Here is a 24,487-nt window from a genome sequence, read left to right as displayed (position 1 = left end):
CCGATGAGCCCGGACGCAAGAACAAACTCGGACCTGGATACCGCCTGGACGGTGCGGTGGATTCGGCGCAGCGCAGAGGTGTTGGCCGCCGAGCGCGCCGCGTTGAACACGCTCGATCGTGACATCGGCGACGGCGATCACGGCGAAAACATGGATCGTGGTTTTCAGGCGGTCCTGCCCAAACTCGATGGTCTGGCTGACGATGCGACCCCGAGTACCGTACTCAAGTTACTCGCCACCACGCTCATCTCCACCGTCGGCGGAGCCGCCGGGCCACTGTACGGCACCGCGTTTCTGAAGGCCGCCGGCGCAACTGCTGCCGTGGGCACTCTCGACGGTATGGCGCTCGTCGCCCTCCTGACGGCGGCCAGGGACGGCATCGTCCTGCGCGGCAAAGCCGGGGCGGGGGACAAAACCATGATCGACGCCTGGAGCCCGGCCGTCGATGCGGCCCAGGCCGCGCAGTCGGCGGGCGGGAGCGCACCGGCCGTGCTGACAGCGGCAGCGGATGCCGCAGCGCGGGGCGCCCAGGACACCGAACCGCTCGTGGCGCGGAAGGGCCGAGCGAGCTACCTCGGTGAGCGCGCGATTGGTCACCGGGATCCGGGCGCACAGTCGACGGCGCTCCTGCTACGCGCCGCCGTCGACGCGACCCGGGTGACGGAGTGAGCGTGCCGGCATCCGCTGACCGGGTTGGCCTGGTTTTCGTCTCGCACAGCGCGAAGATCGCGGCGGGACTGGTTGAACTGGCCCGTCAGATGGCACCGACCGTGCGACTCGTCGCTGCCGGTGGCACCGACGAGGGCACAATCGGAACGAGCTTCGATATGATCACGACGGCACTGGCCGAGGCGGAGGGTGGCGCCGGTGTGGTGATTTTGTGCGATCTTGGCTCGGCCATTCTGACCGCGGAAATGGCCCGCGATTTTCTCGACCAGGCGAAGCAGGATCAGGTACAGATTGTGGATGCTCCGCTCGTCGAAGGTGGGGTTGCGGCGGCGGTCGCCGCGGAAATCGGGGGAGATCTCAAGGCCGTCGTGGCAGCCGCGCGCTCTGCACTTCAGCCGGCCCACGCGGGCGAGCCTAGTGCCGATGCCGGGACCGCAGATCCAGGCGAGGCTGGGGAGATCTCCCGCACTGTGATCTTGGTGAACAGGGACGGTCTGCACGCTCGTCCGGCGGCGGAATTCGTGAGCCTCGCGAGCACCTTCGCGGTGCCCCTCACGGTGAACGGCACGGACGCGACGAGCCTGCTCAGCATTATGTCGCTCGGGCTGGCCCGGGGGAGTCGCGTGCACCTGGCCTCGACCGACCCCGCGGCCGGGCCCGCAATCAGCGCCCTCGCGGCCCTGCTGGAATCCGGATTCGGCGAGGCCTAGCTCGGCCTGCACGTTTCTCTTACCAGCTGCGCGCCTTTTTGTCCAATCGGGCGTATCGTAATGGCATGATTCAGGACAGGAAAACCCCACGCGGTCCGGAACAGTGGGGTGCAACCGATTTCCGGTCGTGCCCGATCTGCGGTCATGCGATGCGTGAACACACCATCGACCACTCGTCGCGGAACACGGTGGTCAATTGTCCGGTGCCCCACCCCGGGGCCTGGGATCGTGACGCGTTCGAACCGGTTAATGAATTCGGCATGGTCATGCACCATGCGCACGCCTGATCCGCAATTCTGATTGCGCGGCCAGCTCGCTGTCACTGGCTCAGTGCCGGCGAACGGATGCGGGAACTTCCGTTCCATCCGCCGTCAACGGTGAGCCAGCTGGTGCGCCCCATCCGGTCACCACCGGGACCACTCCGGCCCAGACCGCGTGGTTTTCGCCATCGTCGACGGCCTCGCTCGGTGCACCACTGCGCATCTTCATGCTCATCTCGGTGAGGGGTATGCGCAGCACGACGGTCGCTGCCAGTTCGCGGCGCGTCATCGGGCGCACTTCTTCATTTCGGCCGGGCATGAACCGTTCGGAGAGAACGAGCAGCTCAACGGCGAGGAATATTTGGTCAGCACCCAGGGAGCGTCGACGCGCGTGGCCGTTCTGCTGCACGGGGGAACCCTCGCGGCGCCAGCGCGACCGATGGTGGAAGCGGGTCAGCAGCATCCGCTTGATGTGCTGGATTTGATACCGGGATACCCGTCGACCGGAAGCTTGTCGGGGCGGCCTTGGACGGCCGCGTGGCGCCTGGCCGCCGCGAGACCCATTCCATAGACCGAACCACCCCTGCAGGGCACCCTGGCCCTGCGCGCGGAAATCGCCGACCACCTGGGGCATGCCAGGGGAGTGCGGTGTGAGGCCGAGGACATCGCCGTCACGGCTGGCACGAGTGAAGCACTCGCTCTTGTGGTCCTGGCGCTGCGGGAACATCTGGAGTCCGGTGCAGGAAAGGATTCCGCTCGAGCACCGCCTCTGGCTCGCGGCAATTCATGTCTTGGGAGCGAAATTTCCCGCTCCCCTCCGCTGCCCATCGATTCATGCTCGGTTGGCTCGATCCGTTGATATCAAGCGGTTTAACTTCGGATTGCAAAGTGGTTTCGGCTCCTCAAGCCTGTGGTGGCAGCGTAATTGAATGCTCGGCCGACCAGGCGATACAGGTACCACGCGGCGACGCCGATGGCTAGTGACGAGATCGTTCCGAACCAGGGGGCACTGGCCTCCCAAGTCGGGTAGACGACCCAGTGGGTGAGGTAGATGAACAGGGATGCGCTGGCCAGTAGTCGAACGGCCGGAACGAGGGTGCGCAGCATTCGCAGCCGTTCCACCCAGATCAGCAACAGTATTCCGGCCACCACAACTGCTTCGCGTGCTGGATCCCCGAAAAATCCGATCGTGGCGACGATCGCCGCTGACGATGCCGCCACACGCTTCCAGTTATTGTCGGCCCGGGCGATGACCCAGCCGAGCACGAGAGACCAGAGCACGGTGAACGGGGTGTATCTTTCAATTCCTTCTGCCTCGATGCCGACGAGTGCGAATCGGGTCGTGACGGCTGCCGCGAACAGGGTGATCGGGAACGTCCACGGGTGCCGTCGTTCGAGGCGGTCGATCGGGCGAATTAGGAACATTGCCGCAAAGCCGAGCATGGTCCAGACGGCGGCCTCGAGAAACCAGAATTGCCATTGCTCGTTCCACTTGCCGTCGCCGGGGACGAGGTGGTTGACCAGCAGTGCTGTGGTCCAGGTGTACTTGCCGGTGAGCACGGCGACGGCCCCTATCCACAGCGTGGCCGGAATCGCGATCTGGGCTGCGCTTCTGAGCAGGCGGCGAACGCGCGTGGCCCCCGCAACGTCGGCGAGCTGAAACCTGGCCAGGTTGTATCCGGCGACGGCGAGCAGCAGGTGTGCGCCGCCCTGCACGGTGATCAGGTCGGCATGGGTGCCGACGATCAGCACGATTGCGAGTGCGCGGAGAACGGCGGGAGTCTCGACCCGGGGAAAGCGGACCTTCCACGCTCCGACTGTCGCCGCTCCACGCTTCGCCGTTTCGCCCACGGCCGTGCTGTCAGCCTGTGGGGGAGGGCCGTCGGCCGAGGACGCGAGGTTCCGGGCCGATTGTGCTGGCCAATCCCGCGGCAACGCGCCGAGGAGGTCCTCCAGCCGCAGGGCCACCTCGACGTAGCTCAACGAATCCCCGCCGAGCCCGGCGAAAGTGTCGTCGATGGTCGCGTCTGGGCGCCCAAGGAGAACGATGAAAAGGTTACGGATCATGTCGGAGGTTGCGACCTGCCCGGGGTTCGCTGCTGTCGACGCCTTCTGGGCGTCGATCATCTGGGCATAACGGACGAGCGAGGCAAGGTCGGGCTTGCCGCTGGCTGTGCGAGGAAACTCGCTCACCGTGTAGACGTGTATAGCGTGCGTGGGGATTCCGAGTAGCACAGCGGTGCGGGTTCGTGCCCTGTCGACGTACCGGGCCGCACGAATGAATACGAGCAAGCGTTCTCCGGTGCTTGCCGTACGGGCTTCGATTCCTTCCTCGGCGAGGAGGCGTTGGACGGAATCGAGGTCGACCCGGAGCCCATACACCTTCACGAATCGGTTTAGCCGTCCGACGACCTCGAACATGCCGTCCTCGCGGTGCCGGGCGAGATCGCCGGTGCGAAGCTCGTGGACCGTGCGCCCCAATGCGAAGTCGGCCGGTGTCTCGGCGTAGCCGAGCATGACGTTGGGGCCTTCGTAGACGAGTTCGCCGACGTCCGCTCCCGCCTCGGCATCGATGCGCAGGTGACCTCCAGGGATGGGGCGGCCGATGCTGCCGGCGGCGTGGTCGGCGAGTTCCGCGGGGACGTACGCCATCCGCGCAGTGGCCTCTGTCTGCCCGTACATCACGAAGAATTCGAACCCGCGACGCTCACCGAGGCGTGCGAAGCGGCGCACCGCTTCTGGGGCGAGGCGGCCGCCGGCTTGGGTGAGGTAGCGGATGCTCGCTGGCAACCGATCCGTGAAATTGCCCGCCTCAAGAAGCTCGAAGGTGTAGGGCACGCCCGCGAAAGAAGTGATCCGATGCATCCCGGCCTCGTCCCAGAACGCCGCGTCGGCCACCGATCGCTCGGTGAGGACGACGCTCGCTCCCGACACGAGGTGGCTGTTCAGGACCGAGAGGCCGTAGCAGTAATGCATCGGCAGCGTGGTTGCTGCCCGGTCTGCAGGCGTGAGACGCAGGTACGCCGCAATGGCTTGTGCGTTGCTCAGCAGGTTTTGCCGGGACAACCGAACGAGCTTCGGCGACCCGGTGGACCCGGAGGTGCTCACCAGCATGGCTAGGTCGTCGGAGAAGCTGTGCGTGGATCCAGGCCGCATCTCCCGCAGGGCCGGGCCGTCCCCGTCGCGGACGGCAATGACGTCAGGGTCGAACCGTTCAGCCAGTGACGCGCGATGAATCCGTGATGCTTCATCGTTACCCGGTGCGACCAGAAGCACCGGGTGGCCACCTTCCAGAGCTGCAAGGTAGGTAACGATCGGCTCGACGGCATTTGCTGCCTCCAGCATCACGAGTCGGCGGACACGACCAAGCTCGAGACGGCGTATGGCGACCATCCTGGCTAGCTGGGCGTAGCTGAGGTCTCCACTACCGGTGACGAATGCGACGTCGTCGTCTGAGCCATTAAGGAGGGTCAGTCGTGGTGCGGGCATAGTGTGGAGCACGAGAATACTTTCGAACGGTGCGCAGGGGCTGGTTAGGTAAGGATACCCTACATAGTAGGAAACCGCACAGACCGCGGAAGTTCAGCTCGCCACTGAACCCGTGTCTACAAACGGGGGCCAGGCTAAAATCGTTGACCTCCAGCTGATGCGAACTTGGATCATACTGCGCATTCCTCTCCGTAATCGCGGACGGTATGCGTCGATGGTGGTTGCTTGGAATAATGACTCCTATCGAGTCTGACTTGACATAATGTGCATTATCAGTCACATGCCCGAGAGTGGTCGAGAGTGGTGTCCGGCCCGCCGAACTGCGGGCCGGACATCACTCCGGTAACGCCGGATCAGGCGCCGACGTAGGCTGCCAGGTGCTCGCCGGTCAGCGTTGAATGCCCGGCCACGAGATCGGCGGGCGTTCCCTCAAAGACGATTCGGCCGCCGTCGCGCCCGGCGCCGGGGCCCAGGTCGATGATCCAGTCGGCGTGCGCCATGACCGCCTGGTGGTGCTCAATCACGATGACGGACTTACCGGAGTCAACCAGCCGATCCAGCAGTCCGAGCAGATTCTCAACGTCGGCAAGGTGCAGGCCGGCGGTCGGCTCGTCCAGAACGTAGACATCGCCCTTGTCGGCCATTTGCGTGGCGAGCTTGAGCCGCTGCCGCTCACCGCCGGAGAGTGTCGGCAGCGGCTGGCCGAGGCTGAGGTAGCCGAGGCCGACGTCGGCGAGCCGGCAGAGAATTGCGTGCGCCGCCGGAATGCGTGACTCCCCCGCACCGAAAAACTGCTCGGCCTCGGTCACCGACATCGCCAGCACCTCACTGATGTCGCGCCCATTGAGGTGGTAGTCCAGGACGGATGCCTGAAACCGCTCGCCCTCGCATACCTCACAGGGGATGGCGACACCCGCCATGATTCCCAGGTCGGTGTAGATGACGCCGGCGCCGTTGCAGTTGGGGCAGGCGCCCTCGGAATTGGAGCTGAACAACGACGGCTTCACGCCGTTGGCCTTCGCGAATGCCTTGCGGATCGGCTCGAGCATGCCGGTGTACGTCGCCGGGTTGCTGCGCCGCGACCCCTTGATCGTGCCCTGGTCGACGGTCACCACACCGTCCCGGCCCGAGACCGATCCGGAGATCAGCGAACTCTTACCGGACCCGGCCACACCGGTGAGCACGGTGAGCACACCGAGCGGAATGTCGACATCGACGCTCTGCAGGTTATGGGCGCTGGCGCCACGAACCGGCAGGACACCAGACGGTGCACGCACGGTCGATTTGACGGCGGCGCGGTCATCCAGATGCCGACCGGTCAACGTGCCGCTGGTTCGAAGTCCGGCGAGAGAGCCCTCGAAGACAACCTCGCCGCCGTCCGAACCAGCACCCGGCCCGAGGTCGATGACGTGGTCGGCGATCGCGATCATCTCCGGCTTGTGCTCCACCACCAACACCGTGTTGCCCTTGTCGCGCAGCTGGACGAGCAGGGTGTTCATGCGCTGGATGTCGTGCGGGTGCAGTCCGATGGTCGGTTCGTCGAAGACATAGGTCACGTCGGTGAGTGAAGATCCGAGATGACGGATCATCTTGGTACGCTGCGACTCACCGCCGGAGAGCGTGCCAGAGGCCCGGTCAAGGGACAGGTAACCCAGCCCGATCTGCACGAAGGAGTTCAGCAGGAGCTCCAACGCGGTAAGCAGCGGCGCGACGGACGAGTCGTTCAGGCCACGAACCCACTCGGCGAGGTCGCTGATCTGCATCCCACAGGCATCCGCGATGCTGATTTCGTTGATCGTCGACGATCGCGCGCCCTCGTTCAATCGGGTGCCGTTGCAGTCGGGGCAAACGGTGAAGGTCACGGCACGCTCTACGAACGCTCGAATGTGGGGCTGCAGCGAGTCAACATCCTTGGTGAGCATCGACTTTTGGATCTTGGGAATCAGGCCTTCGTAGGTGAGGTTGATGCCCTCGATCTTGATCTTGGTCGGCTCTTTGTGGAGGAGGTCTGCGAGTTCCTTCCTGGTGAAGTCCTTGATCGCTTTGTTGGGGTCGAAGAAGCCGCAGCCATTGAAGATGCGGCCAAACCAGCCGTCCATGCTGTAGCCGGGGATGGTCAGTGCGCCCTTGTTCAGGGATTTGGTGTCGTCGTAGAGCGCGCGGAGGTCGATATCGGTGACCGATCCCCGACCCTCGCAGCGGGAACACATGCCCCCGGTGATACTGAAGCTGCGGCGTTCCTTGACGGTCTGTCCCCCGCGTTCGATCGAAACGGCGCCCGCTCCACTGATCGAGGCGACGTTGAACGAATACGCCTGGGGTGAGCCGAGGTACGGGTTGCCGAGTCGGCTGAACAGGATGCGCAGCAGGGCGTTGGCGTCGGTGGCGGTACCGACGGTGGAGCGCGCGTTGGCCCCCATCCGCTCCTGGTCGACGATAATGGCCGTCGTCAGCCCATCGAGCACATCGACGTCTGGCCTGGCCAGGGTCGGCATGAAGCCCTGCACGAAGGTGCTGTACGTTTCGTTGATCATGCGTTGCGACTCGGCAGCAATGGTGCCGAACACTAGTGAGCTCTTGCCCGAGCCGGACACGCCCGTGAACACGGTCAACCGGCGCTTGGGAATCTCCACGCTGACGTTCTTGAGATTGTTTTCCCGAGCGCCCTGCACACGGATCAGGTCGTGGCTGTCTGCAACCTGCATCTCTGATTCCGGATTCGCCGTGTTCGTGGTCATGCTATTCGCCCGTAAACCCGATCGTTTCGCCCACGTAGCGGGTGTTGCCGACCGGAACCGGCTCAACCGCAGCGGCTACGACCTCCGCCGCGAACTCGCTGACGTTGTACAAGCGACCGGCCGCTTCCTTGCGGGCGCTGAGGGCACCGGGGTTGGACCGCTCGAGCAGTGTCGCCGTGATGGTGCCCTCGATCATGTCGCCGGAGACCACGACAAAGCCGATGCCGGATTCCTCAAGCTGGGGGATCACCGCGCGCAGGGCATCCTCACCGGCACGCTTGCTGCGAGCCACCTGCTCATACTCCGGCATGGTCGGCGTGGTTTTGATGAAGTGCGCCTGGTGGCTGGTGACGTACACGACGCGGGAGTCATCGCCGAGCAGCGGGACCGCTTCGTTGAGCAGGTTCACCTGGGCATCGTGGTTCAACGTCATGGCGTAGTCGGCGGGCATGCCACTCTCCATGCCGCCCGAGGCGTTCATCACCAGAATATCGAGGCCGCCGAATTCGGTGCGAATGGTCTCGAACATCGCGGCGACCGAGGCCGGGTCGGTCAGGTCGGCACCGACCGTGATGGCCGTACCGCCGGCAGCGCGAATGGCGTCGGCGAGTTTATTCGCGCGTGCCTCCTTATTGCGGTAGTTAATGACGACCCTGGCGCCGGCTTCGGCGAAGTACCCGACAGTATCGGCACCGATACCGCGGGAGGAGCCGGTGACGAGTACACGCTTGCCCTCGAGTGATCCTGCTGCAAGTGGATTGGTCACGGGGGCTCCTTTTAGTTTCATGCACGCCGGTAGTCATGCACGTTAGTCATTCACGTCGAATTTAGATGAGGCGGGCATCGACTGCCACACACTCGCCTGTCGACCATATCAAGAAGCACCGGTCGCTCCCCCGGCGTGTTGTCGGTGGCACCTGCTAGTTTCAGAGGAAATGGATTGGGGAAAGTGGCACCCATGGTCGACCTGACTGATTATCTCTGGATTCTGTGGCTCGTCTTCATTCTCGTCGCCGTAACGATCGAGCTCCTGAGCCTGGAATTCACCTTCCTGATGATTTCCATCGGCAGCCTGGGCGGCCTGGCCGCCAATCTGCTCGGTCTGGAGTGGTGGCTGCAAATCGTCGTCGCCGCCGGCCTTTCGGTGCTGCTCCTGCTCACCATCCGGCCGTTCCTGCTGCGTGCCCTGCGCAGGGGCGGCGATCCGGCCTTGAGTAATATCGACGCCCTGATCGGCATGACCGGTCGCGTCGTCGCGACGGTAACCCAGACCAGCGGGCTCGTCAAACTGGCCAATGGTGAAACCTGGACCGCGCGCCTGGTCGGACCGGCCGGTACCACCGACAACGGATCCATTGATCCCGGACAGGCGATCACCGTGCACCTCATCGAAGGCTCCACCGCCGTCGTCATCTCCGCCGAAAGGACCCAGAATCATGCTTGACCCCGCAGCCTTCATCGGACAGATCTTCGTGTTCGCCCTGCTCGCCGTTTTGGCGGTGTTCGTCATCGTCATTTTGTTGCGCGCCATTCGCATCATTCCGCAGGGCAACGCCGGCGTGGTCGAGCGCCTCGGGAAGTACCACAAGACCCTGCTGCCCGGTCTGAACCTGCTCGTGCCGTTCGTCGACCGGGTGCGTCCCCTCCTCGACATTCGCGAGCAAGTCGTGTCCTTTCCTCCGCAACCGGTCATCACCGAGGACAACCTCGTCGTCTCGATCGATACCGTCGTCTATTTTCAGGTGACGGATGCCCGGGCGGCCACCTATGAGATCAACAACTACCTCGGCGCGGTCGAGCAGCTCACCACGACCACCCTGCGTAACGTCGTCGGTGGCCTGAACCTCGAAGAGGCCCTCACCAGCCGGGACAATATCAACAGCCAGCTCCGCATCGTGCTCGACGAAGCCACCGGTAAGTGGGGCATTCGTGTCGGCCGAGTTGAACTCAAGGCCATTGAACCGCCGCACTCCATTCAGGACTCGATGGAAAAGCAGATGCGCGCCGAACGTGACCGCCGTGCGCTCATCCTCACCGCTGAGGGAACCAAACAGTCCGCGATCCTCACCGCCGAGGGCGCCCGCCAGGCGGCCATTCTCGAGGCCGAGGGCGACGCCAAGGCTGCCGTCCTGCGCGCCCAGGGTGAGGCCGAAGCGATCACGACCGTATTCAAGGCCATCCACGATGGCGACCCCGACCCCAAGCTGCTGGCGTACCAATACCTGTTGACCCTGCCTAAGCTCGCCGAGGGAAGCGCCAACAAGCTCTGGATCGTTCCGAGTGAACTCACCGAGGCGATGAAGGGAATCGGCAGCGCGTTCGGTGCTCAACAAGGCGGTGCTCAACAAGGCGGTGCTCAACACAGCGGTGCTCAACACAGCGGTGCTCAACAAGGCGGTGCTCAACACAGCGGTCCCCAACAAAACGGTGCACAACAAAACGGTGCCCAGACTGCTGGTGCGAACCCGGCGGATGCTGCCGGCGCGGCGGCACCGGCAGCATCCGCTCCCCCGGTTTCGCCGCAGGGCTAGCCGGTGGCCGAAAATGCCCAGTCGGTGTTTCTCAGCGGGACGCCGCCCCGGGTGTTCGCCCATCGGGGCCTGACCCAGGCCGCCCCGGAAAACACGCTGCTAGCCTTCGTGAAGGCGCTCGCGACCGGGGCCACGCACCTCGAGACCGACGTGCAGGTATCACTCGACGGTGTCGCGGTGCTCAGCCACGACCCCGACCTCACGCGGCTGGGTCGGGATGTGCGCATTGATCAGCTGACCATGGTCGAGCTCAAACGCATCAGTCTGGGCGAGGGCCAGGGGTTCACGTCGCTCAGCGATGCTCTGGAAGCTTTTCCGGACGCCCTGTTCAACATTGATATGAAAAGTGATGCTGCGGCGGAGCCGACCGCGCGGGCGATTCTCGATCAGCGGGCCTCTGAGCGAGTGCTCGTGACCTCGTTCACCGAACCACGGCGGCGGCACGCTCTCAGCCTTCTCCCCGGCGTGGTGTCGTCGGCGTCATCGTCACTCGTGGCCCAGGCCGTCGCCGCGACGAATCTGGGGCTGACCGCCCTGGTTCGACGCACCCTGCAGGGGTGCGTCGCTGTGCAGGTGCCCGAACGGCTCGGACCGGTGCGCATTGTCACTCCCCGATTTATCGAGATGATGCATCGGGTCGATGTCGAGGTGCATGTGTGGACCGTGAACGATCCGATCGACATGATTCGACTCCTCGACAGCGGAGTTGACGGCCTCGTCACGGACCGTGCAGATCTGGCCGTTGCCGCCATTACTCGCCGAACCTGAGAGTTACCTTCCAGAACGGGGGGAGCGGGAAGGTTAACGTCCAGCTTGATGGTTTAGAACTGTGAAGGCATCGTGATCGATCTGTGATTACGAGCGAGAGGAGACCACACTATGGCTGACCGCAGTTTGCGTGGCATGAGATTGGGCGCACAAAGCCTGCAGAGCGAAGAAGGCGTCACCTTCTCCCCCCGAGTGGGCCACACCTACCGGTGTGAAACATGCGGGCGCGAGACGGTAATGATTTTCTCGGCCGAAGCCGAGGCTCCGGACGAATGGGAATGCAAGTACTGCGCACGGACGGCGACTCGGCTCGTCGACTCCATGCCCGTAATCGTTGACCACTCCGACGAGAAAATTCCTCGGACCCACTGGGATATGTTGCTGGAGCGTCGCACTAGGGACGAACTCGAAGAGCTGCTCGAAGAGCGCCTCTCGGTGTTGCGTCTGCGCCGTGGTGGCCAGCAGAAGATCGGTGCCTAACCGCTCAAAATCCCCGCTCGACCCCGCACCACTGCGTTTGTACCCCCGTACTCGCACCCGTGGTGGCGGGGTCGTCGTTGGTTAACGCGGATTTTACCGGCGGTGTCGCCGGGCCGCGCCCAGGCAGAGCGCCAGACCGGCCAGGCCCAGACCCGACAGCAACCACTCAGTTGCCCGACCGGCCACCATCGCCGGCGTGATGGTGTCGCTGAGCGGCACCGTCTGCACCATGGCGCCCGCAGTGAACGTGGGCAGGCTGTCGAGGGTGTCACCGTTGGGTGTGATGATGGCGCTCGACCCGACCGTGGAGATGTTCACAACGGTGCGACCGGTTTGGATCGCACGCAGCCGGGCGATGGCGAGCTGCTGCACGCTTTCATCGGTGTGTCCGAAGTCGGCATTGTTGGTCTGGGCCAGAATCAGCTGCGCCCCGCTGTCGATCATCTCCTGCACGAGCTGGTCATCGGCGATGTCGAAGCAGATTGCGATGCCGGCCAGCACACCGTCAATGTTGAAGACATTGTCGCGGGTACCGATACCGTAGTCGCGTGCGATCAGATCAATCAGCTCCGGCGCGAACGGGCGCCAGAATGCTCGATCCGGCATATATTCGGCAAACGGCACCGGATGCACCTTGTCATATACGTCGACGGCCCCGCGTCCGGCCTCCCAGAGCAGAGAACTGTTGAAATAGGTGTTTTCGGGCTGGGTGATCGTGCCCGTGATGAGCGGAGCATCCATTTCGGTGCTGATGTAGTCGAGTACCTGCGCCGCCGCCGCCGAGCGGGTCGGGTCGATGTCGCTGGCGTTCTCCGGCCAAACCACAAAATCCACGCTCTCGCCGATCAACGGCAGGGTGGCCGAAGTGTGGTCCTGCAGAATCTGACCGGGTGAATACTCCGCAAACAGCCCGGCGTCGGCGTTGCCCTGCACCGCGGCCAGCCGGGTCGTACCGCTGGGCAGCGTCGGCCACGCGGGGATGGCGAGCACGAGGGCGACCGCACCGACCGCCACGGCTGCCCGCAGGGTGTGGGCCAGGTCGGGCTCCCGCAATAGTTGCACGGCGAGGGCACTTAGCCAGACCAGGATGAAACTCAGGCCGGACAGTCCCACCCAGGCGACGAGCGAGCCGAACGGACTCTCCGATTGGGAGAGCGCGACTCGGCCCCAGGCGAATCCGCCGTAGGGCCAGACCGCGCTGATCGCTTCCCTGGCCGTCCAGAGCCCGGCCACGATGACCGGAACCAGTCCGACGCGACCCCAGACGCTCGGCCAGAGGCGCGGCCCGTGCCGCAGAACGAGCGCGGTGAGGCCGAGGCCGAGGCCGAAGAACAGGCTTTGCAAGCCACCGAGCGCGAACCACGGCACGAGTCCGAGATACAGAGTGATCCAGTAGATGTGGATCAGCCAGAAGGACAGCCCGGCGACCAGCCCGACCAGCAACCCGGTACCGAGGCTTCGACCGAGCAGCGCCACGAGCATGAGCGCCACGCCGACCGGGGCGAGAAACCACCAGTCCCGGTCCGGAAATCCGGCGTCGAGGATGGCGCCGGCACCGGCCGCCACCAGAACGGATGCCCACAGTGGCAGGCTGAACGCACTCTCGTTCCCCCCCATGGCTGGTTCAGGCCACCGAGGAGTACGCGACGATGCCGCGACGGATCGAGTCCATGGCCTCGCGCGCGGTCGGCCCAACGCGACCGTTACCGGCGATACTGCGCTGGTCAACCTGCACGAGCTGGTCGAGGAGGTCGATGGTCTGTTTGGTCCAGCGCACGAAATCTCCCGCGGCCATTTCGGCTTCGTAGAGCACATCGGCGAGCGACGCGCCGCGGGCCCATTTCCACATGGCCAGGCTAAGGCCAACCGCCAGCGGATTGCTGCCGGGCAGTTTGTTGTTGCGTTCGAGGTCGTCGATGCTGCTCCACAGGTCTTGCGTCTCGTCCAGTGCCGGTCGGAACGGCCCCTTGGGCAGGTAGCGGGCATCGATCAGCCCCTCCTCGCGGCGAGGCTCGAACACCAGAGCGCAGGCCATGGCGGCCAAACTGGCGGCATCCAGGTCCTTCCACAGGCCGCGGCGCAGGGATTCGGCGACGAGCAGGTCCCGATCGGCGTAAATGCGGCGCAGGATGCGTCCGCTTTCGCTCAACGCGATCGTTCCGCGCGCGTCGGATTCGAGGTAGCCGTAACCGAGCAGAACGTCAGTCACCCGGTCGAAAACCCGCGCGATGGCGCCGGTGCGCTGGGAGATCTGCTGGTTGAGGGCATCCGTTTGCCGCTTGAGCTTGAACCAGCGCTCAGCCCAGCGGGAGTGCGCCTCGCGGTCGGGGCAGTGGTGACAGCCGTGGGCGCGCATCTGCTTGCGCAGGCTGGCCACCTCACGCTGCCGCTTGTCGCGCTCCCCACGGAGTGAGTTGTCGGCCTTGGTACCTTCACGCTCGACCTCGGTCAGCCGTCGTCGAATGGATGAGTACTCCTCGAAATTGCCGAGGTGGCAGGTCATGCTGGTCTTGAACCCGGCCAGGGACTCGTCCTGCTGACGCACGGAGCGCGCGAGGTCGACGACAGCCCGATCGGCCTGGAACTGGGCGAAGGAGGATTCGAGGATACCTCGGGTACGGGCGACGCCGAACTGATCGATCAGGTTGACGGCCATGTTGTAGGTCGGCTTGAAACTCGAATTCAGCGGATAGGTACGACGGGAGGCCAGCGACGCGACAGCCTGCGGGTCCAGGCCCTGGGCCCACTGGATGACGGAGTGACCGAGCGTGTCGATGCCGCGACGGCCGGCCCGCCCGGTCAGCTGGGTGTACTCCCCCGGCGTGATCGGCACCCGCGCTTCACCGTTAAACTTCTCGAGCTTGTCGAGGACCACGGTGCGCGCCGGCATATTGATGCCGAGGGCAAGGGTTTCGGTCGCGAAGACGGCCTTGACCAACTTCTTCTGAAACAGCTCCTCAACCACCTCCTTGAACGCGGGCAGCAGGCCCGCATGGTGAGCGGCTACTCCGCGTTCGAGCCCGTCGAGCCACTCAAAGTAGCCGAGCACACCGAGGTCTTCGTCGAGCAGGGTGCGGCATCGGTCGTCGACAATCTGGCGGATTTCGTCGCGTTCGTGTTCCTGCGTCAGGCGCACACCGGAGCGGAGCACCTGACGCACCGCCTGGTCGCAACCGACCCGACTGAAGATGAAGAAGATGGCCGGCAGCAGATGTTTACTGTCGAGCATGCGCACGATGTCGCCGCGATCCATCCGGCCGGCATCGAACTGCGGGCGGTGGTTGTCATGACCGCGATACCCTCCGGAGGAACCGCCCTGCCGGCCGGAGCCACGGCCGCGCCCGCCGGCCGAACGCCCGCCGGCGTGGGACAGCCGAACGAGTTCGGGATTCACCCGATGAGTGCCGATCAAACCGGTGGAATCGAAGAGATCGAGCATGTTGTTCTTGACCAGAACGTGTTGTTCCAGGGGTACTGGGCGCTCCTCGGAGACAATAACGTCGGTTTCGCCACGGACCGCCTGCAACCAGTCTCCGAATTCTTCCGCGTTTGACACGGTGGCGCTCAGCGAGACCATCCGCACCGGTTGCGGAAGGTGGATGATTACTTCTTCCCAGACAGCGCCGCGAAAGCGGTCGGCGAGGTAGTGCACTTCGTCCATAACGACGAACGCGAGGTCGGCCAGCAGGTCGGAGTCGGCGTAGAGCATATTGCGCAGCACCTCGGTCGTCATGACCACGATGCGCGCACCGGGGTTGACGTTGCTGTCGCCGGTGAGTAATCCGACCTGATCCGCACCGTACTCGGCGACAAACTCCTGAAATTTCTGATTGCTGAGCGCCTTCATCGGCGCGGTATAGAACACCTTTGCGCGAGACTGCTGCATCGCGAGGTAGATCGCGAATTCGGCCACGATCGTCTTGCCGGCACCGGTCGGTGCCGCGACGAGCACGCTATTGCCCGCCTCCAGACAAGCGCAGGCCTCGCGTTGAAACGGGTCGAGGTCGAACTTGAGACCGCTTTCGAAGGCCTGCAGTTTTGGCTGGCTAGCCCGGGTACGAGCGGCCGAGTAGCGTTCGGCCGGCGATTGCGTGTGCGTCACGTGATCCTTATCAGTTACGACAGCGGGCTCCTAGGGTGCCCGGAGTCCAAGTTCCTTTTCGAACGCGAGCACTTTTCTGGCCGCGCGTCGATCGTGCAGCCACGCGATCCCGTAGGCGGCAAAGTACAACATGACCATGGGGATCGCCAGCAGGAACATCGACACGACATCGGCCGCGGGGGTGGCGATCGCGGTGAACAGCACGATGACCAGAATGGCGATCCGCCAGGATTTGATGATGGATGCAGCACTGATGACACCGGCAAAGTTCAAAAGCACAATGAACACCGGCAGGACGAAGGCGATCCCGATGGCAACGACGAGCTTGAGCACGAAGTCGAAGTACCCTTGGGCGTTGATGAATGCGGAGTCCTCGGTCGGGGCGAAACTCGTCATGAGTTCGACCACGTGCGGCAGCACGACCCAGCCGGCCGCGCATCCCGCCAGGAACAACGGGATGGCGGTGAACAGAAAACCGAAGGTGTACTTCTTCTCCGTGCGCGTCAGGCCTGGTACGAGGAACGCGAACACCTGGTACAGCCAGACGGGGCTGGACACGATCAGGCCGACGTACAGAGAAATCTTCAGCTTGAGGTCGAAGGCGCTCGTGATGTCGGGGTAGTTGATCTGAGCGTTGCGATGTTGGGCGTTGATGATGGCGTAGATCGGTTCGCGCAGCTGGTCCCAGACGAAATCCGAGAGGAACCATCCGGCAATCGCACCGATCAGTAGGCCAGCGGCGGCTAGGTAGAGTCGCTTACGCAACTCGACCAGATGCTGGCCGAGCGACATTTTGCCTTCAACGGGCGTACGCCGACGCGTGCGTACCGCCACGGTAGCTAGGGCTTCGCGGCCGGGTCGGTCGGACCCGCGGACTTCGCGGTGTCATCGCCCGACTGGGTCGGTGCGTTGGGATCGGGGTCGACGCTGTCGCTCTTGATTTCGCTTTTGAAAATCTTCATCGACTGGCCGAGGCTGCGGGCGAGTCCGGGCAGTTTGGGCGCACCGAAGAGAAGCAGTACGACAACGAGGATGATCAGGAAATGCCATCCGGTCAGGTTTTGCAGCATGAGGGTGTGTCCTCTTGTCTTAGCGGGTAACGTAGCGGGCGTTTCGCATCAGTTTACCCCGCACGATCCGGCCGTCGCGACGCACCTGCCGCCGATGGACGCGTTCCGCTTCGCGCTGCTCGACCTCGTGGCGCAGCGCCGCGAGATCCGTGAAGACGGCCGGTCTGAACTGCTCCGGCCTCGGGCTGACGTCCACGTTCAGTGCGGCGATCTGATCGCCCAGGGCTTCGAAGCCACGCAGCGCACCGAGGGATTTTCGGTAGAGCCGCACACCGGACCACACCAGAAGGGCGAGGAGACCCAGCGTCAGCGCGCTCCAGATGAGCAGCCAGGACCACCAGGGCATCCGCTACTCCTCGCTGGCTGGGGCATCGGTGTACTGCGCGACGCCGGCCGCCGCCCACTCGGCGACGACACGGCGTGATTCGGCCGGTTCGAGAACAGTGACGATCCCGGCCAATCCCGCGACCAGTCGTTTGAGGGCGTGGGAGTGGGCGACCCGCAGGGTGGTGCGCGTATGACCCCCCGTACCGACCGGAACCGACCGTTCGGGGCGATAGTCGGCGAGCAACGGCAACGCCGCGGTTTCGAGTTCGAGTCGCACGTCCAGGTCGCCGCTGGAGGCTTGGAACAGGGTATCGGGCAACAGAATATCCGCGGCGTGCATGCTGCGTGCTCTGCTGGTCGTGCGCGGGTCGCTGATGCGATCGAGACGGAAGGTGCGTACCGCTTCGCGGAGATGGCACCAGCCGCGCAGGTACCAGTCGTTGTCAACAGATTCGATGCGCAGCGGATCGACGAGACGGTGTTCCTGAGCACCGCGGGCGTTTAGGTAGTCAAACTCTACCTGCATCCCCGACGTGAGAGCTGCCTGGAGGAGCGCACGTGTCGCCCCGCCATCGCGCCGCGCGACGGCGAGTTGGGTCGGCGGAGCAGACGCCCCGCGGGTCAATTTGGCCATCAGCGATGCAATCGCATCCGTATCAGCGTTGTCGGGTAGGGCCGAGAGATATTGCAGGCCGGCGATGAGCGCTGCAGCCTCCCGGGCCGAGAACCTGGGCGAATCGTCGATGGCGACCTGATGGGTGAGGACGATGCGGTCGTTCAGCTCGAATTCATCCCAGAGGATGTCGAAGAGATCGCCGTGCAAATACTGACGGGTTTCTCCGGGAATTCCGGATAAGGCGATGAGACTGACCAGGGAGCGCACACGCTCAGGGGGCAGGTCGAAATGCTCGGCGACCTCCGTGACGGTCACCCGACCCTGCTCGATCAGGTAGGGAACCAGCGAGAGCAGGAGAGTGAGCTGGTCGCTGGCGATTCGCGACTGCGCGGCCGTCGTGGCCGGTTGCGTTTTGGATTGCGTCAGGCGGCGGCGCGGCGCCGCTCCGGCTGCCCCGACCGGCAGGTCGGGCGAATGAGCATCGCGAACAGCGAGCAATCGGCTGATCACGGCCGTGCGGAGTGCGGGAGGACCAACGACGAATACTTCCGGCCCGAAGGCGGCCAATTCGTCGGCTAGAACGTGCAGGTCGGTGAAATGCACGACGCGCTCCGGGCTGGACGCCGGGTCAGTTGCCGGGATTCCCGACTGACGCGCGCCGAGGCGCACTGCCGCGTCGGTGCCCGGCTGCACCAGGACGTGCGCGACGTTGCTCGCCCACAGTTCTTCCAATTCGGCCAGGGCGCGAGCACTGTCGGCGGCAGTGCCCGCGGACACGTCGTTGGCAGCATCGGTGACCGGGGACGGGAACGCCGCCGGTACGACCTTGACCGCTCCCACGATGCGCGAAAGGAGGAAGGTGCGCGGAGCATGAGCGACTTCATCGGTCGCGTAGAGGTGCCAGCGCCCCTCATGCTGCACGAGCGCCCGGGGGACGACCACGCGACGAAGCGGTTTCCTCTTGCCCGGTTTGAGGTAGAGAAAGGCCACTACCTCGGTGCGATCCAGCGCTTTGCTGAGCGGGTCAAAGCTATGGTCCCGCGTGCGCAGCAACGGTGCGTAGCCGAGCACAGGTTCGCTCGAGTCGACGCCGAGCGAATTCAACTTAATCAGGGCGCGACGGGATTCACCGGACAGCGATCCTTCACGCCAGACCGTGCCGGCGAGTTTGAGCAGCGACACTTCGTCGGGAGTGAAGGTCACATCGGCCGGGAGGTCGTACAGCCCTTTCGGTATGCGATAGCGCAAGTGATGGTTGCTGCCCGGATCGTCCGGCGTCTCGACCGTCTCGAGGGGAATACCCAGTTCCCGAATGTCGTCCTTGTCGCGCTCAAATTGGCGCTCCAAACTGCCATTGGGTCCAGCGATCAGGAATCGCTGCCGATAGCCCTGAACGTTGGCGAGGATATCCGCCTTGGTCAGCCCGGTGTCCGTCGCTACGAGCGCCAGGACCAAGCTGAACAGACGTTCCGGAGCGGTGACCGGGCGCGGTTTGGGCGCGTCGCCGCGTTCGTCTGGGTCGACCAGGGAAGGCACGAGGTCACTCCCGCCGTTTAGTTGATGCCGAGGATGTCGAAGACGAAGATGAGCGTGGAATCGGCCGGAACTGCGCCCGACGCGGTCTTACCGTAGGCCTGTGTGGGCGGAATGACGGCGACGATCTGCGACCCGACGGTTTGCCCGGTGAGAGCCGCTGCCATGCCGGGGATGAGCTCAGTGGGAACGAACTCGACCGGGCTGCCGTTCGCCCAGCTGGAATCAAAGACCGTCTTCTCTTTCCAGAGCACTCCGGTGTAGTTCAAGGTGACCGTCGAATCTTCCAAGACCTTGGCCCCGGTGCCCTTCTTGAGGACCCCGATTTCAAGTTCAGTGGGCGCATCGCCGGACGGCACCACGATGCCGGGCGTACCGTCGGCGTCCAGAACGACCGCGGGAAGACCGTTGGCGACCAGCTGGTCTGCACCGTCGGCGCGAGGCAGGAAGGCCTTCACGATGTCGACCACGAGCACGAGGGAGTCCGTCGCCGCGACCTGGAACTGTTCGTTGCCGCCGGCTGGTCCGAAGGCGTCCTCGGGTGCGATGACGATCGCGACACGTGCCCCGACCTGGGCGCAGAGCAGACCGTCGACGAATCCAGGAAGGGTGCTCTCGTTGAGGATGATCGGGACGGCCGTTGAGCCGTCGAAAGCACTCTGCTGGATCGCAGCACCGGTCGTACCGTTGTAGAGGTTGAACTCTGCGGTGATCTTCTGTCCGGGAACGATGTTGTCCCCCGAACCCGCAATCACCTCGGTGCGCTGGGTGGACGCTGACTTGAGGGGCGTCGGAAAAGTGACCTCCGGTGCCGAACCAAAGTCGCCGGAAACTTTCACCAGCTCGGAGGCGGCACCCGCGGAGACCGGTGCGTCACAGGAGGCCTGGGCCGTGCCGGGGCTGGCACAGGCGGTCAATGCCGCCATCACGAGTCCGGCGGTGGCGATCAGCGCGGATGCTTTGCGCACAAGTCCTTCTTTCGATACGGGGTTGCTGCAGCACTGGGCGCTGCGCTGGATGCTGTGGGGTCGATCTGTGACCGGGTGGCGCGGCCGAGGCCTCGCGCGTACTACAACCGAAACGGGCCGAGCCCTATCCTAACCGGCGTCGAGGTCTCGAGCTTTGGAGAGGTCTGCGCTGGTCCCGGCGATCCGCACGCGTTTGCGCATGACCTTGGCACTGACATTGCGCTCACCGAGCGCCCCGGGCGTCCACGCCTCGACGTCGGCGTCACTGAAGTCGGTCTTCGACGGTCGCCGTTTCAATTCGGGCAGAATCGTGTCGGGAGCGAGCCGTCTGGCGGTGATGAGAAAGCCGGTGTGCCCGATCATGCGATGGTCTGGGCGAACGGCGAGTCCCTCGACGTGCCAGCCACGAATCATGGTCTCGCTGGAGTCCGGGTTGGTGTACAACCCGGTACCACGAATGGCCTCGGCCACGCGAGATAGCTGCGTCACCGTGGCAACATAGCAGAGCAGGACCCCGCCGGGCTTGAGGGCGTCGGAAACCGAGCCAAGGCACTCCCACGGTGCCAGCATGTCCAGGACGACCCGGTCAACGCTCTGCGCCGGCAGGGTCTCCGGCAGGGTTTCGGCGAGGTCACCGAGCGTGATGGTCCAGTTCTCCGGATCGTTGCCGAGGAACGTGGCGATATTGTCCCGGGCGACGTCGGCGAATTCTTCCCGCCGTTCGAAGGAAGCGAGCCGACCGGCCGGACCGATCGCCCGCAGCAGCCAGAGCGAGAGCGCTCCCGAACCGACCCCGGCTTCAACGACAGTGGCACCGGGAAAGATATCGGCCTGGGCCAAAATCTGTGCAGCATCCTTGGGATAGATGATGGCCGCGCCGCGCGGCATGCTCATCACGAAGTCCACCAGCAGGGGGCGCAGCGCAAGATGCTCGACCCCGACGTTGTTGGTGACGACCGATCCGTCGGGCTGCCCGATGATGTCGTCGTGCGCGAGAATTCCGCGATGCGTGTGAAAGGTCAGGCCAGCCTGGAGCGAAATGGTGTTCATTCGCCCCTTCGGTCCGGTGAGTTGCACGCGGTCGCCGACGCGAAAGAGTCCACTGTTTTGGATTACCTGGTTGTTGCTCATGCGAGTGGTGCGCTTTCGTGTTGGGCAGCCCGGGTGGGGGCGAGAAGATGAACGGGTTCGGAAAGTTCAGCGGTGGAGAAACGATAGAGCGCTGCCAGATCATCAATCGTGCGACCGACCAGCGTCGACCAGCGGGTGTAGTCGTCGCTTTCCGGCAGGTCGATCTGGTGGGGCACAGCGATGGTGATGGTACCGGCGGCCACCGCCGAGGCGACGCCGGGAACGGAATCCTCAATGGCGATGCACCGGCGCGGATCGACGCCGAGCCGTTCGGCGGCCACGAGGTAGGGGTCAGGGTGCGGCTTGCTGTTGGCGACCATATCGCCGGCGATAACCAGGTCGAACGCGGGAAAATCGATCAGGTCGATGATCTGCCGAGCCAGGCGCTCGACCGACATAGTGACGAGCGCAGTCGGCACTGCCGCCGCCTTCAACTCCTGCAGGAGTTCACGAGAACCGGGGCGCCAAGGAATACCATGCTCGGCCAGCTGCTGCTGCACCCGGTCGGTGAGGCGAGCGACAATGGCGTCTGGCGTGAGATCCACCCCGCGGGACTGCAGAATCGCCGCAGAGTTCCACAGTCCGGAGCCGACCAGCAGCATGCCATCATCATGCGTCCAGACGCCGCCGAATTCAGCGACCAGCTCCGTTTCCGCACGCATCCAGTACGGTTCGGTGTCGACGATGGTCCCGTCCATGTCCCAGAGGACGGCGGCGGGAAGGGAAACGGGCGCGGAGGGCGGCACAGGAGAAACATTCACGGGATTCAAGTCTAGGGCCACCGCCTATCCTTGACTGAGGCGCTCCACCGGGAGGCCGAAAGAATTGAGGACATACACGGTGACTGACGGTATTGGGTTTCTGGGCGGGCGGCTTCTCGTCGTTGCTTTCGAGGGCTGGAATGATGCCGGCGAAGCTGCGACCGGGGCAGTACGTGCACTCAAGGACCTCCTCGACGTCGAGGTCATTACCGAGGTCGATCCGGAACTGTACTTTGACTACCAGTTCAACCGACCGACCGTGTCGACCAATGAAGACGGCGTGCGTGCCATCGGATGGCCGAGCGCGATCATGTACGGACCGACGGCCGCCGGCCCGGTAAGCGTTCCGCTGGCCGAAGACGCCGAGTTGCGGGTCAGTGGTACGAATGCCGGCAACATCTACTTGCTCATCGGTACCGAACCGTCACGAAGTTGGAAGAGTTTTGCGGCGGAGATTCTCGACGCTGCCCTCGCCGCCGATGTCAGCGGTGTGGTGTTTCTGGGAGCGATGCTCGCCGACGTTCCGCACACCCGACCCATTTCCATCTTCGTGTCGAGCGACAACTCGAAGGTACGCGGCGAATTGCAGATCGAACGAAGCAACTACGAGGGACCCGTCGGCATTCTCAGCGTGCTGTCGGACGCCGCCGAGACGGCGGGCATTCCGACGCTGTCGATTTGGGCATCCGTTCCCCACTACGTGCACAATGCGCCGTCCCCCAAGGCGATGCTGGCCCTGATCGACAAGCTGGAAGAAGTGATCGACGTCGTGATCCCCCGTGGTGCGCTCGTCACCGAGGCGGCCGAATGGGAAACCGGGATCGATGTGCTGGCCGGTGAGGATGAAGAGATGGCCGCCTACATCGCCCAGCTCGAGCAGGCCCGCGATACCGTCGACTCCCCCGAAGCGAGCGGCGAAGCCATCGCGCAGGAGTTCGAGAAATACCTGCGAAAACGCGGCACTGACGGACGTGATGGACGCGCTGACGGTCGACCCGACGGGCCGGGCAGCCGGCCAGAGGGCCCGCGGCAGTAGGTTCTAGAGCTCCACGCCGAGCAGGGCATGGACGGCGCGATGGACGAGTTCAGGGGCGTCAACGGTGTCGGCTGCAGCGTGGTCGAGTATGCGCAGCGCCTCCGGCGTGTCCAGATCGTGTCGGAGAGCCAAACGAAGCGACTGCACGATTGCTGTCGCTGAACCGGACGCACCGGCGCCGAACGTGGCGCCGGCACCGAAGGCCGCCGACCAGCGGGCCAAACGCTCCACCCCTTCGTCGAGCAGAGAGGACGTCCACTCCCAGTCGGTGCGATAGTGACGGTCGAGCAGGGCAAGACGAATGGCCCGAGGATCGATGCCCCTGGCCCGCAGGCGCGACACCAGCACGAGGTTTCCGAGCGACTTGCTCATCTTCTCCCCCCGGTAGGCGACCATGCCGGTGTGGCTGTAGACGCCGGCGAGCGGATGCCCAGACAGCCCTTCCGCGTGTCCGGCGCTCATGTCGTGGTGCGGGAAGATCAGGTCGGATCCGCCGCCCTGCACGGTGAAGTCGGTGCCGAGCTCCTTCAGGGCGATGACCGAGCACTCGATGTGCCAGCCGGGTCGCCCCGCACCGACGAGGGATTCCCAGGCAGGTTCTCCGGCCCGGGCGGCCCGCCAGAGCAGCGGATCGAGACGGTCGCGCTTGCCCAATCGGTCAGGGTCTCCCCCGCGCTCAGCGAACAGTCGGAGCATGCTCACGAGGTCGAGGTTGCTCTCCTCGCCGAGCGTCCAGCCCGTGTTCGCTTGCGCTGCTGCGATATCGAAGTAAAGATCGGCGGCGATCTGCCCGTCAGCACCGGCCACGGCATCGTCGGTCGGCACGGGGTAGGCCAGCCCGGCATCGCGAAGCGCGGCGACCGCCTCAGCGATCTCGTCAATGACCTCGGTCACGGCGACGAAATCGTTCGGTGGAATGATGCTGAGCGCTTGCATATCGGTGCGGAACAGCTCCACCTGAGATGCGGCGAGTTCGCGCCAGTCCACGCCGGTGGCCGTCGCCCGCTCCAGGAGCGGGTCATCGACATCCGTCACATTCTGGGCATAGTGCACCCGGAAGCCGGCGTCGATCCAAACCCGCTGCAGGGTATCGAAGGCCAGGTAGGTGTTGGCGTGACCAATGTGCGTCGCGTCGTAGGGCGTGATGCCGCAGACGTACAGACGGGCCGCATCGCGTGGCTGTGCCAGCACCAGGCTGTCCGTTTTGGTGTCGTGGAGCCAGGGAGCACTGGATTCCCCGGGGACAGAGACAATTTCGGGTCGTTCCCATGCACGCATACAACCAGCCTAGCTTTCAA

At 64.4% G+C, this 24,487-nt stretch carries 22 protein-coding genes; 8 read left to right on the top strand and 14 right to left on the bottom strand.

Annotated features, from left to right (window positions below; translation table 11 throughout):
* Positions 1–3 precede the first annotated feature (3 nt).
* The 3 genes from dhaL to E3T41_RS17785 all read left to right on the top strand — a co-directional run bounded on the left by dhaL (position 4) and on the right by E3T41_RS17785 (position 1,666).
* Positions 4–669: a dihydroxyacetone kinase subunit DhaL gene (dhaL, locus tag E3T41_RS04550; RefSeq protein WP_092448614.1), complete on the top strand. Its 666-nt coding sequence runs from the start codon at positions 4–6 to the stop codon at positions 667–669.
* Positions 670–671: 2 nt separating this feature from the next.
* Positions 672–1,379 (top strand): dihydroxyacetone kinase phosphoryl donor subunit DhaM, encoded by a 708-nt coding sequence (gene dhaM / locus E3T41_RS04545; RefSeq protein WP_241991027.1) that lies wholly within the window; start codon positions 672–674, stop codon positions 1,377–1,379.
* Positions 1,380–1,444: 65 nt separating this feature from the next.
* Positions 1,445–1,666: a hypothetical protein gene (locus E3T41_RS17785; protein ID WP_134495584.1), complete on the top strand. Its 222-nt coding sequence runs from the start codon at positions 1,445–1,447 to the stop codon at positions 1,664–1,666.
* Positions 1,667–1,706: 40 nt separating this feature from the next.
* Here E3T41_RS17785 and E3T41_RS04540 read toward each other — a convergent pair whose 3' ends face one another.
* The 4 genes from E3T41_RS04540 to E3T41_RS04525 all read right to left on the bottom strand — a co-directional run bounded on the left by E3T41_RS04540 (position 1,707) and on the right by E3T41_RS04525 (position 8,632).
* Positions 1,707–2,366: a hypothetical protein gene (locus E3T41_RS04540; protein WP_134477488.1), complete on the bottom strand. Its 660-nt coding sequence runs from the start codon at positions 2,364–2,366 to the stop codon at positions 1,707–1,709.
* Between the two features lie 143 nt (positions 2,367–2,509).
* Positions 2,510–5,140: an AMP-binding protein gene (locus tag E3T41_RS04535; protein ID WP_134477486.1), complete on the bottom strand. Its 2,631-nt coding sequence runs from the start codon at positions 5,138–5,140 to the stop codon at positions 2,510–2,512.
* A gap of 341 nt (positions 5,141–5,481) precedes the next feature.
* Positions 5,482–7,866: an excinuclease ABC subunit UvrA gene (locus E3T41_RS04530; protein ID WP_134477484.1), complete on the bottom strand. Its 2,385-nt coding sequence runs from the start codon at positions 7,864–7,866 to the stop codon at positions 5,482–5,484.
* A 1-nt stretch (position 7,867) separates the two neighbouring features.
* Positions 7,868–8,632 (bottom strand): SDR family oxidoreductase, encoded by a 765-nt coding sequence (locus E3T41_RS04525; protein ID WP_092448609.1) that lies wholly within the window; start codon positions 8,630–8,632, stop codon positions 7,868–7,870.
* Positions 8,633–8,824: 192 nt separating this feature from the next.
* Between E3T41_RS04525 and E3T41_RS04520 the strand changes: the two genes are divergently transcribed.
* The 4 genes from E3T41_RS04520 to E3T41_RS04505 all read left to right on the top strand — a co-directional run bounded on the left by E3T41_RS04520 (position 8,825) and on the right by E3T41_RS04505 (position 11,645).
* Positions 8,825–9,310, top strand: a complete 486-nt coding sequence (locus tag E3T41_RS04520) for an NfeD family protein (protein WP_134477482.1) — start codon at positions 8,825–8,827, stop codon at positions 9,308–9,310.
* Positions 9,303–10,397, top strand: a complete 1,095-nt coding sequence (locus E3T41_RS04515; protein ID WP_134477480.1) for an SPFH domain-containing protein — start codon at positions 9,303–9,305, stop codon at positions 10,395–10,397. Before E3T41_RS04520 ends, E3T41_RS04515 begins: the two co-directional genes overlap by 8 nt.
* Before the next feature lie 3 nt (positions 10,398–10,400).
* Positions 10,401–11,165, top strand: a complete 765-nt coding sequence (locus E3T41_RS04510; RefSeq protein WP_241991026.1) for a glycerophosphodiester phosphodiesterase family protein — start codon at positions 10,401–10,403, stop codon at positions 11,163–11,165.
* Positions 11,166–11,276: 111 nt separating this feature from the next.
* Positions 11,277–11,645 (top strand): RNA polymerase-binding protein RbpA, encoded by a 369-nt coding sequence (locus E3T41_RS04505; protein ID WP_092448605.1) that lies wholly within the window; start codon positions 11,277–11,279, stop codon positions 11,643–11,645.
* A gap of 93 nt (positions 11,646–11,738) precedes the next feature.
* Here E3T41_RS04505 and lnt read toward each other — a convergent pair whose 3' ends face one another.
* The 9 genes from lnt to E3T41_RS04455 all read right to left on the bottom strand — a co-directional run bounded on the left by lnt (position 11,739) and on the right by E3T41_RS04455 (position 22,153).
* Positions 11,739–13,262, bottom strand: a complete 1,524-nt coding sequence (gene lnt / locus E3T41_RS04500; RefSeq protein ID WP_134477478.1) for an apolipoprotein N-acyltransferase — start codon at positions 13,260–13,262, stop codon at positions 11,739–11,741.
* 7 nt (positions 13,263–13,269) lie between these two features.
* Complete coding sequence (locus E3T41_RS04495; RefSeq protein ID WP_104132480.1) at positions 13,270–15,747, bottom strand: RNA helicase; 2,478 nt, start codon at positions 15,745–15,747, stop codon at positions 13,270–13,272.
* Positions 15,748–15,777: 30 nt separating this feature from the next.
* On the bottom strand, positions 15,778–16,539 hold the full coding sequence (gene tatC / locus E3T41_RS04490) for a twin-arginine translocase subunit TatC (protein WP_092448602.1): 762 nt from the start codon (positions 16,537–16,539) through the stop codon (positions 15,778–15,780).
* Positions 16,540–16,586: 47 nt separating this feature from the next.
* Positions 16,587–16,817, bottom strand: a complete 231-nt coding sequence (tatA, locus tag E3T41_RS18815) for a twin-arginine translocase TatA/TatE family subunit (RefSeq protein WP_092448601.1) — start codon at positions 16,815–16,817, stop codon at positions 16,587–16,589.
* Positions 16,818–16,836: 19 nt separating this feature from the next.
* Positions 16,837–17,163, bottom strand: coding sequence for a hypothetical protein (locus E3T41_RS04480; RefSeq protein WP_092448600.1), 327 nt, complete (start codon positions 17,161–17,163; stop codon positions 16,837–16,839).
* 3 nt (positions 17,164–17,166) lie between these two features.
* Positions 17,167–19,296, bottom strand: a complete 2,130-nt coding sequence (locus E3T41_RS18340) for a YafY family protein (RefSeq protein ID WP_241991025.1) — start codon at positions 19,294–19,296, stop codon at positions 17,167–17,169.
* 17 nt (positions 19,297–19,313) lie between these two features.
* Positions 19,314–20,261, bottom strand: a complete 948-nt coding sequence (locus tag E3T41_RS04465; RefSeq protein WP_092448599.1) for an FKBP-type peptidyl-prolyl cis-trans isomerase — start codon at positions 20,259–20,261, stop codon at positions 19,314–19,316.
* Positions 20,262–20,390: 129 nt separating this feature from the next.
* The gene (locus E3T41_RS04460) at positions 20,391–21,392 is read right to left on the bottom strand and encodes a tRNA (adenine-N1)-methyltransferase (RefSeq protein ID WP_092448598.1); all 1,002 of its coding nucleotides are present in this window, start codon (positions 21,390–21,392) and stop codon (positions 20,391–20,393) included.
* Positions 21,389–22,153 carry an HAD family phosphatase gene (locus E3T41_RS04455; RefSeq protein WP_255411845.1) on the bottom strand — a complete coding sequence of 255 codons (765 nt, stop codon included), beginning with the start codon at positions 22,151–22,153 and terminating at the stop codon, positions 21,389–21,391. Before E3T41_RS04455 ends, E3T41_RS04460 begins: the two co-directional genes overlap by 4 nt.
* Before the next feature lie 79 nt (positions 22,154–22,232).
* Between E3T41_RS04455 and E3T41_RS04450 the strand changes: the two genes are divergently transcribed.
* Positions 22,233–23,189, top strand: coding sequence for a proteasome assembly chaperone family protein (locus E3T41_RS04450; RefSeq protein WP_092448597.1), 957 nt, complete (start codon positions 22,233–22,235; stop codon positions 23,187–23,189).
* 3 nt (positions 23,190–23,192) lie between these two features.
* Here the strand turns inward: E3T41_RS04450 and mshC are convergent, their stop codons facing one another.
* A complete protein-coding gene (mshC, locus tag E3T41_RS04445) occupies positions 23,193–24,467 on the bottom strand; it encodes a cysteine--1-D-myo-inosityl 2-amino-2-deoxy-alpha-D-glucopyranoside ligase (protein WP_104132477.1) in 1,275 nt (424 codons plus the stop codon).
* Positions 24,468–24,487 lie beyond the last annotated feature (20 nt).

The sequence above is a fragment of the Cryobacterium sp. Hh38 genome (genome assembly GCF_004403235.1).
Lineage (GTDB): Bacteria > Actinomycetota > Actinomycetes > Actinomycetales > Microbacteriaceae > Cryobacterium > Cryobacterium levicorallinum.
This window is presented reverse-complemented; position numbering and strand designations above follow the sequence as displayed.